Origin of the sequence: Mesorhizobium sp. M7A.F.Ca.CA.002.04.1.1 (genome assembly GCF_004022805.1) — a bacterium.
In the GTDB taxonomy this organism is placed as follows: Bacteria; Pseudomonadota; Alphaproteobacteria; order Rhizobiales; family Rhizobiaceae; genus Mesorhizobium; species Mesorhizobium ciceri.
In genome coordinates this window covers 1-8445 of sequence record NZ_RZPL01000194.1, presented here as the reverse complement: position 1 = coordinate 8445, position 8445 = coordinate 1, and the positions used below count along the sequence as shown (strand labels likewise).

Sequence of the window (8445 nt, the reverse complement as noted above, 5' to 3'; positions counted from 1 at the left end):
TGGCAAGCCCGGCCGATTTCGAGGATTTCGCGCTTGGCTTCTCGCTGACCGAGGGCATTGTAGCTGCGCCGCCTGCAAAGACGCGATGCGCCGGCTCTGCTTGGCTTGCTCGTCATAGTCGCGCTGCCATTCCGACGGCCCATTGGAGGCGCCGACCTGCACCGCCGTCACCTTGTATTCCGGGCAGTTGGTCGCCCAGTCGGAGAAGTCGGTGGTGATCACGTTGGCCTGCGTGTCCGGATGGTGGAACGTCGTGTAGACCACGCCGGGCGACACCCGGTCGGTGATCAGCGCGCGCAGCGTCGTCTCGCCCGAGCGGCTGGTCAGCCGGACCCAGTCGCCGTCGCGCAAGCCGCGGTTCTCGGCGTCGTGCGGATGAATCTCCAGCCGGTCCTCCGAGTGCCACATGCTGTTGTCGGTGCGCCTGGTCTGCGCGCCGACATTGTACTGCGACAGGATGCGGCCGGTGGTGAGCAGCAGCGGGAAGCGCGGCCCCGTCCTTTCGTCCGTCGCCACATATTCGGTACGGATGAACTTGCCCTTGCCGCGCACGAACCCGTCGATATGCATGATCGGGGTGCCGAGCGGCGCCTTCTCGTTGCAGGGCCATTGCACGGACCCGACACGGTCGAGCAGCTCGAAGGAGACGCCGGCGAAGCTCGGCGTGGTCATCGCGATCTCGTCCATGATTTCGGAGGGATGCTTATAGTTCCAGTCCAGCCCGATCGCGCGGGCAAGCTCCTGCGTCGCCTCCCAATCGGCGTAGCGCGCCTTCGGCTCAAGAACCTTGCGCACCATGTTGATGCGGCGCTCGGCGTTGGTGAAGGTGCCGTCCTTCTCCAGGAAGGTCGAGCCCGGCAGGAAGACATGCGCGTAGTTCGCCGTCTCGTTGAGGAAGAGGTCGTGCACGACGACGCATTCCATCGCGGCAAGGCCGGCTGCGACATGCTTGGTGTCGGGATCGGACTGCAGAATGTCTTCGCCCTGGATGTAGATGCCCTTGAAGCTGCCGTCGACGGCGGCGTCCAGCATGTTGGGGATGCGCAGGCCGGGTTCGTCGTCCAGCTTTACGCCCCACAAGGTCTCGTAGATATCGCGCACGGCTTCGCCGGAGATGTGGCGATAGCCCGGCAGTTCGTGCGGGAAGGAACCCATGTCGCAGGAGCCCTGCACGTTGTTCTGGCCGCGCAGCGGGTTCACGCCGACGCCGGGCCGGCCGATATTGCCGGTGGCCATGGCGAGATTGGCGATTGCCATCACAGTGGTCGAACCTTGGCTGTGTTCCGTCACGCCCAGGCCGTAATAGATCGCGCCGTTGCCGCCGGTGGCGTAGAGACGCGCAGCACCGCGGATCAGCTCGGGATCGACGCCGGACAATTTGCCGACGGTTTCGGGGCTGTTTTCCGGCAAGGCGACGAACGATGCCCAATCCTGGAACTCCGTCCAGTCGCAACGTTCGCGGATGAAGGCTTCGTCGAACAAGCCCTCGGTGACGATCACATGCGCCAGCGCCGTCAGCACGGCCACATTGGTGCCGGGCTTCAGCGGCAGGTGGTAATCCGCTTCGATATGAGCCGACTTGACCATCTCGGTGCGGCGCGGATCGAGCACGATCAGCTTGGCGCCCTGGCGCAGCCGCTTCTTGAGCCGCGAGGCGAACACCGGGTGAGCGGAAGCCGGATTGGCGCCGATGATGACGGCGACGTCGGTGAAGTCGACGGAATCGAAATCCTGCGTGCCGGCAGACGTGCCATATGTCTGGCCGAGCCCGTAGCCCGTCGGCGAATGGCAGACGCGTGCGCAGGTGTCGACATTGTTGTTGCGGAAACCCTGCCGCACCATCTTCTGGACGAGGTAGGTTTCCTCATTGGTGCAGCGCGACGAGGTGATGCCGCCGATCGCGGTGCGTCCGTACTGGTATTGGATGCGGCGGAATTCCTTGGCGGTATGGGCGATCGCCTCTTCCCAGCTTACTTCGCGCCACGGATCGGTGACCTTTTCGCGGATCATCGGCGACAGGATGCGGTCCTTGTGGGTGGCGTAGCCATAGGCGAAACGGCCCTTCACGCAGGAATGGCCGTGGTTCGCCTTGCCCTCCTTGTAGGGCATCATGCGAACGACTTCGTCACCCTTCACCTCGGCCTTGAACGAGCAGCCGACGCCGCAATAGGCGCAGGTGGTGACGGCCGAGCGCTCCGGCAGGCCCTTGGCAAGCACCGTCTTCTCACGCAGCGCATCGGTCGGGCAGGCCTGGACGCAAGCGCCGCAGGACACGCATTCCGAATCGATGAACGCCTCGTGCATTCCGGCCGAAACCCGGGATTCGAAGCCGCGTCCCTCGATGGTCAGCGCAAACGTGCCCTGCACTTCTTCGCACGCCCGCACGCAGCGCGAGCAGACGATGCATTGCGAGGCATCATAGGTGAAATAGGGGTTGGATTCGTCGCGGGCGATGTAATCGACTGCCAGCGAGCCATGGCCGGGCGCCACGCCACCTTCCGGCTTGACGTGGTTGCGGCCCTCGATGCCGTAGCGGTTCTCGGTCAGGCCGATCGACTTCGCCACCGCGTCGAACTCGCTGGCGCCGGTTCCGGCCTGTTCGTTCCAGCCGGTCGGATGGTCGGAGACATAGAGCTCCATGACGCCACGGCGAATGGCATCGAGCCGCTCGGTCTGCGTGCGCACGATCATGCCTTCGCCGACAGGCGTCGTGCAGGATGCCGGCGTGCCGCCGCGTCCTTCGATCTCCACAAGGCAGACACGGCACGAACCGAAGGAGTCCAGCATGTCGGTGGCGCAGAGCTTCGGGATTTCGACCCCGCCCTCCATCGCGGCACGCATGATCGAGGTGCCTTCCGGCACGGTGATGCTGCGCCCGTCGACGTTCAGCGTGACCTGCTTCTGCGCCTTCGATTGCGGGGTTCCGTAGTCAATCTCTTCGACGAGGGATGGGAAGTCGGCCTTGATGTTCATCTGCCAGCTCCTATTCGGCAGCCACGCGCACGGGCGCGGGCTTGAAGTCGTCGGGGAAATGGGTGATCGAGCTCATCACAGGGTAGGGCGTGAAGCCGCCCAGCGCGCAGAGCGAGCCGAATTTCATCGTGTTGCAGAGGTCGGTGACCAGAGCGAGGTTCTTCTCCGGCTCGATGCCCGCGGCGAGTTTGTCGATGGTCTCGACACCGCGCGTCGAGCCGATGCGGCAGGGCGTGCACTTGCCGCAGCTTTCGATGGCGCAGAATTCCATGGCGAAGCGCGCCTGTTTCAGCATGTCGGCGGTGTCGTCGAACACCACGATACCGGCATGGCCGATCAGCCCGTCCTTGGCCGCGAAGGCTTCATAGTCGAATGGCGTGTCGAACAGCGCGCGCGGGAAATAGGCGCCGAGCGGTCCGCCGACCTGCACTGCCTTGACCGGCCGGCCGGTGGCCGTGCCGCCGCCGATCTCGTCGACGATCTCGCCAAGCGTCATGCCGAAAGCGGCTTCGAACAGCCCTGCAAATTTGACATTGCCGGCGATCTGGACCGGGATCGTGCCGCGCGAGCGGCCCATGCCGAAATCCTTGTAGAAGGCCGCACCCTTGTCCATGATGACGGGCACAGAGGCTAGGCTGATGACGTTGTTGATCACCGTCGGCTTGCCGAACAGCCCCTTATGCGCAGGCAGAGGCGGCTTTGCCCGCACCATGCCGCGCTTGCCCTCGAGCGAATCGAGCAGCGCCGTCTCTTCGCCGCAGACATAGGCGCCGGCGCCGACCCGGATCTCCATGTCGAACGCGTGAGGGGAACCCAGCACGCTGGCGCCAAGAACGCCGGCCTTGCGGGCGATCTCGACGGCCTTGTTCATCGCCGCCACCGCATGCGGATATTCCGAGCGGACATAGACGAAGCCCTTGGTCGCGCCCGTGGCTATACCGGCGATCGTCATGCCTTCGATCAGCACGAAGGGATCGCCCTCCATGATCATGCGGTCGGCGAAAGTGCCGGAGTCGCCTTCATCGGCGTTGCAGACGATGTATTTGCGGTCGCCTGCTGTATCGAGCACCGTCTTCCATTTGATGCCGGTCGGGAAGCCGGCGCCGCCGCGTCCGCGCAGGCCCGATTCGGTCACCTCTGCGACGATGGCGGCAGGCGTCAGCGCCAGCGCGTTCATCAATCCATTCAACCCGCCATGTTTTTTGTAGGATTCGAGCGACAGCGGATCCGTGACGCCGCAGCGCGCGAAAGTCAGCCGCGTCTGCTTGGCCAGGAAGGGGATCTTGTCCGGCGCGCCCAGCCAGCGTTTATGATGGCCGCCGGTAAGGAAGCCGCTGTCGAACAGGCTTTTGACGTCGGACGGTTTGACCGGCCCGTAGGCGATGCGGCCGTTGGCTGTAGCGACTTCGACCATCGGTTCGAGGAAATAGGCGCCGCGCGAACCATTGCGCACGATCTTGGCCTCGATGCCGCGCTCGGCGAGTTCGCCGGCGATCGCCTTGGCGACCTTTTCGGCGCCAAGCGCCAGCGCACCGGAATCGCCGGGAATGTAGATACGCGGGATCATGAGCGCACCTCTGCAACGATCTCGTCGAGCTTCTCGTCATCGAGCCGTCCGATCACCTCGCTATCGAGCATGGCGGCGGGCGAACAGGCGCACAGGCCGAGACAGTAGACCGGCTCCAGCGTCACCGAACCGTCGCGGGTCGTTTCATGAAAGCCGATGCCCAGCAGTTGCTGCAGCTTGGCGGCGATGGCATCCGAACCCATGGACTGGCAGGATTCCGCCTGGCAGAGCTTCAACACATGCCGGCCTGCCGGATGGCTTCGGTAATCGTGATAGAAGCTGACGACGCCGTGCACCTCGGCCCTGGAAATGTTCAGCGCCTCGGCGATGACCGGCAGCGCATCCTTGGGCACATGGCCGAACTCTTCCTGGATGCCGTGGAGGATCGGCAGCAAAGGGCCTTCGAGCCCCTTCATCTCCTGGATGATCGCGGCCGTGCGCGACATAATCTCGGTACTTGCAGGCTGCATTGTCATGCAGCGCCCTCCCTATCGTAGCGACCCACGCATATCGGCCAAAAGCATCAAGCTGTTTTGGAACAACGACATGCGCGTGCCGCTTTATCGCTAAGTGCTTAAGAAATCAGAGAAAACCTCTGAAATCAATAAAGCGGTTTCGTTGTACGATAGAAATTTTCTATCGTTCCGTTTGACTAACCCTGTCTAGCGGAACGGTTGGCATGGAAATCGTCCGCCAGCGCCATTGCCTCGTCCAGCAGCGCCGAGACCAAGGTGTGTGCGGTTCGCGCGGTGTCGCCACCAGGCCGACCGTGTGGCTGGCGTCAGGTTCGATGATTGGAATGGCGCGGATCGGTTCGGAAAAGCCGAATGTTTCCGCAAGGTTGAGCGGCATGATCGACGACCATTTGCCGGTGCGGATGTGCGAAAACAGCACGATCATCGAATTGGATTCCAGCGTCGGTCGCACCTGCACGCCGGCTTCGGCCAGATGCTGGTCGATGATGCGGCGGTTCTGCATGTCCGGCGTCAACAGGCACAGCGGCAGGTTTGAGAGCTCCGCCCATGTCACTTTGTCGCGGTCGGAATAAGGATTTCCCATCGCGGTGATCAGTTGGTAGCGCTCGTCATAGAGCGGCACGCTGGTCACCCGCCCCAGCGGCTCGTTGTCGAGATAGGTGATGCCGGCATCGATGTCGAAATTGCCGAGCAGCGACAGCACCTCGATTGAGGTCCGCGACAGCACCGAAAAGGTGACGCCGGGATGCTTTTCGCGAAATGGCGTCGTCAGCCGCGGCAGCATGGCGAGCGCCGTCGGGATGGCGGCGATGCGGATACGGCCCGAAAGTCCGTGGCGCGCCGCCCGCATTTCCTCGCGCATGGTCCTGGTGTCGCCGACGATGCGGCGTGCCCACACCAGCACCTGTTTTCCCTCCGGCGTCAGCCCCTGGAAGCGTGAGCCGCGCAGAACCAGCATGACGCCAAGCTGGCCTTCCAACTGCTTGATGCCGGCCGACAGCGTCGGCTGCGTGACGCCGCACACCTCCGCCGCCCGGCCGAAATGCTCCTCCCTGGCGAGCGCGATGAAGAATTCCAGCTTGTCGATCATGTGATCTTTCCGGTCGTTCGCTGCAAGGTCGGGGAAATTGTGCTCTACCGCAAGCGCCACGCACAATTGCCCTGCATCCACACCTTTAAGCCGGCTACCTGTTTCCCGCGGCTGAATGCGGCGCTATGTGGATGAAACTGGGAGATCGACCATGCTGGGCTGGTTCCGCAAGCTTTTGCCGCGCGAAGATCGCTTCTTCGACCTGTTCGAACGACATTCCCGCACCGTGGTCGGCGGCGCCGAGGCGCTGGAGCAGCTTCTCCAGGGCAGGGATATCGATCTCTGGTGCCAGAAAATCATCGATCTCGAAGATGAGGCCGACCACATCACCGCGGAAGTCCTGCTGGCGGTACGGCGCTCCTTCATCACGCCTTTCGATCGCGGCGACATCAAGGACCTGATCCAGTCGATGGATGACGCCATCGATATGATGCACAAGACGGTCAAGACGGTGAAGCTGTTCGAGCGCAAGGAGTTCGATCCGCTGATGCAGGAAATGGGTGGCGTCATCGTCGCCGCCGCCAAGCTGGTGGCCGAGGCGATCCCGCTGCTCAACAAGGTCGCAACGCATACTGTGCGCCTCAACGCCATCGCCGAAGAGGTGATGCGCGTCGAAAGCCGGGCCGACGACCTGCACGAGCAAGGGCTGAAGGATCTCTTCAGGAAGCACGGCAGCAGCGATCCGATGGCCTATATGATCGGCAGCGAGATTTATGGCCAACTGGAAAAGGTGGTCGACCGCTTCGAGGACGTCGCCAACGAGATCAGCGGCATCGTCATTGAGAATGTCTAGGTGATGGAAGCAACCATTGCCTTTCCCGTGCTGGCCGGCCTCGTCGCCGTCGCACTGTTCTTCGACTTTCTCAACGGCCTGCACGACGCCGCCAATTCCATCGCCACCATCGTTTCCACCCGCGTGCTGCGGCCGCAATATGCGGTGCTGTGGGCGGCATTCTTCAATTTCATCGCCTTCATGTTCTTCGGCCTCCACGTTGCCGAGACCGTAGGCAAAGGCATCGTCGACGTCAGCATCGTCACCCCGGCGGTGATCTTTGCAGCCCTGGTCGGCGCCATCGTCTGGAACATCGTCACCTGGATCGCCGGCATCCCTTCGAGCAGCTCGCATGCGCTGATCGGCGGCCTGGTCGGCGCCGGTGTGGCGAAGGCAGGCGTGGGCGCCATCGTTTGGACCGGGCTTGGCAAGACGGTCGCGGCAATCGTCTTGTCGCCAGCGACGGGCTTTATCCTGGCGCTCGTCCTGGTTCTCGTCGTCTCGTGGCTCTTCGTGCGCCAGACGCCGTTTGCGGTCGACAGCACCTTCCGCGTCATGCAGTTCTTTTCCGCCTCGCTCTATTCCCTCGGGCACGGCGGCAATGACGCCCAGAAGACCATGGGCATCATCGCCGTGCTGCTCTATTCGCAAGGCATGCTCGGCGCGACTTTCTACGTGCCGCTGTGGGTGGTCCTCACTTGCCAGTCGGCACTGGCGCTCGGCACCCTGTTCGGCGGCTGGCGCATCGTCCACACCATGGGCTCGAAGATCACCCGGCTGAACCCGATGCAGGGTTTTTGCGCCGAAACCGGTGGGGCGATCACGCTGTTTGCGGCGACCTGGCTCGGCGTTCCCGTATCGACCACCCACACCATCACCGGCGCCATCATCGGCGTCGGCGCCGCCCGCCGCGTCTCGGCCGTGCGCTGGGGCATTGCCGGCAACATCGTCATCGCCTGGATCGTTACCTTGCCGGCCACCGCTTTGATTTCGGCGCTCACCTACCTCGCGGTTGGCCTGGCGAGGTGAGGTGAAGAAATCTACCTGTCCACAAGGTTCAGGATGTTGCCGTCTGGATCCTTGAACCAGGCAACTTTCATTCCGTAACCGACGTGGAGATCGCCCTCCAGCGTCAAGCCCGGCATCTGATAGTGCTCGAAGGCGACGCCCTTCGACTTCAGCTCCTTGACGATGTTGCCGATCTCGTCGCCAACCATCCAGGTCACCGCTGTCGCCTTGTTGGTTCCGGCAAATTGGGAATGATAGACGTTGAGGGTGGTATCGCCGCTTTTGTACACGATCAGTTCGCCCCCCTCATCCTGCACCTGTTTCAGGCCAAGCGTTCCTTCGTAGAAAGCCTTGGCCTTTGCCAGATCGCTTACCGCCAGATTTGCCGTTGCGTTGCTGTTTGCGAGCATAATCGCCTCCTTCTCGGCTTGTCGGTCCCGTGCTGGTCGTTGAAATAGGTCGCTGCGATCGTTTGGCGACTGTCGGCTGGATTGATTGCTGGCCGCATCGGCGCTCGCTTATCTGGAGGACGTTTGGCGCGGATGAAATCCGGCAGGAC

Annotated in this window: 6 protein-coding genes and 1 pseudogene; 2 read left to right on the top strand and 5 right to left on the bottom strand. The window is 62.9% G+C overall.

All coding sequences use genetic code 11. From position 1 onward, the window contains the following. The 4 genes and pseudogenes from fdhF to ENZ75_RS12755 all read right to left on the bottom strand — a co-directional run. Positions 1-2973, bottom strand: a 2973-nt coding sequence (fdhF, locus tag ENZ75_RS12770; RefSeq protein WP_348630613.1) for a formate dehydrogenase subunit alpha, incomplete at its 3' end; no start/stop codon positions are given. A gap of 10 nt (positions 2974-2983) precedes the next feature. Further along, positions 2984-4540 carry an NADH-quinone oxidoreductase subunit NuoF gene (locus ENZ75_RS12765; RefSeq protein ID WP_013528012.1) on the bottom strand — a complete coding sequence of 519 codons (1557 nt, stop codon included), beginning with the start codon at positions 4538-4540 and terminating at the stop codon, positions 2984-2986. Then, the gene (locus ENZ75_RS12760; RefSeq protein WP_063169925.1) at positions 4537-5016 is read right to left on the bottom strand and encodes a formate dehydrogenase subunit gamma; all 480 of its coding nucleotides are present in this window, start codon (positions 5014-5016) and stop codon (positions 4537-4539) included. The genes ENZ75_RS12765 and ENZ75_RS12760 overlap by 4 nt, the downstream gene beginning before the upstream one ends. A gap of 176 nt (positions 5017-5192) precedes the next feature. Next, positions 5193-6106: pseudogene (locus tag ENZ75_RS12755) on the bottom strand (LysR family transcriptional regulator). 151 nt (positions 6107-6257) lie between these two features. Between ENZ75_RS12755 and ENZ75_RS12750 the strand changes: the two are divergent. Both ENZ75_RS12750 and ENZ75_RS12745 read left to right on the top strand, forming a co-directional pair. Further along, the gene (locus ENZ75_RS12750; protein WP_013528009.1) at positions 6258-6899 is read left to right on the top strand and encodes a DUF47 domain-containing protein; all 642 of its coding nucleotides are present in this window, start codon (positions 6258-6260) and stop codon (positions 6897-6899) included. Positions 6900-6902: 3 nt separating this feature from the next. After that, positions 6903-7907, top strand: a complete 1005-nt coding sequence (locus ENZ75_RS12745; RefSeq protein ID WP_013528008.1) for an inorganic phosphate transporter — start codon at positions 6903-6905, stop codon at positions 7905-7907. A gap of 11 nt (positions 7908-7918) precedes the next feature. Here the strand turns inward: ENZ75_RS12745 and ENZ75_RS12740 are convergent, their stop codons facing one another. Next, the gene (locus ENZ75_RS12740) at positions 7919-8296 is read right to left on the bottom strand and encodes a VOC family protein (protein ID WP_063169927.1); all 378 of its coding nucleotides are present in this window, start codon (positions 8294-8296) and stop codon (positions 7919-7921) included. Positions 8297-8445: the final 149 nt, after the last annotated feature.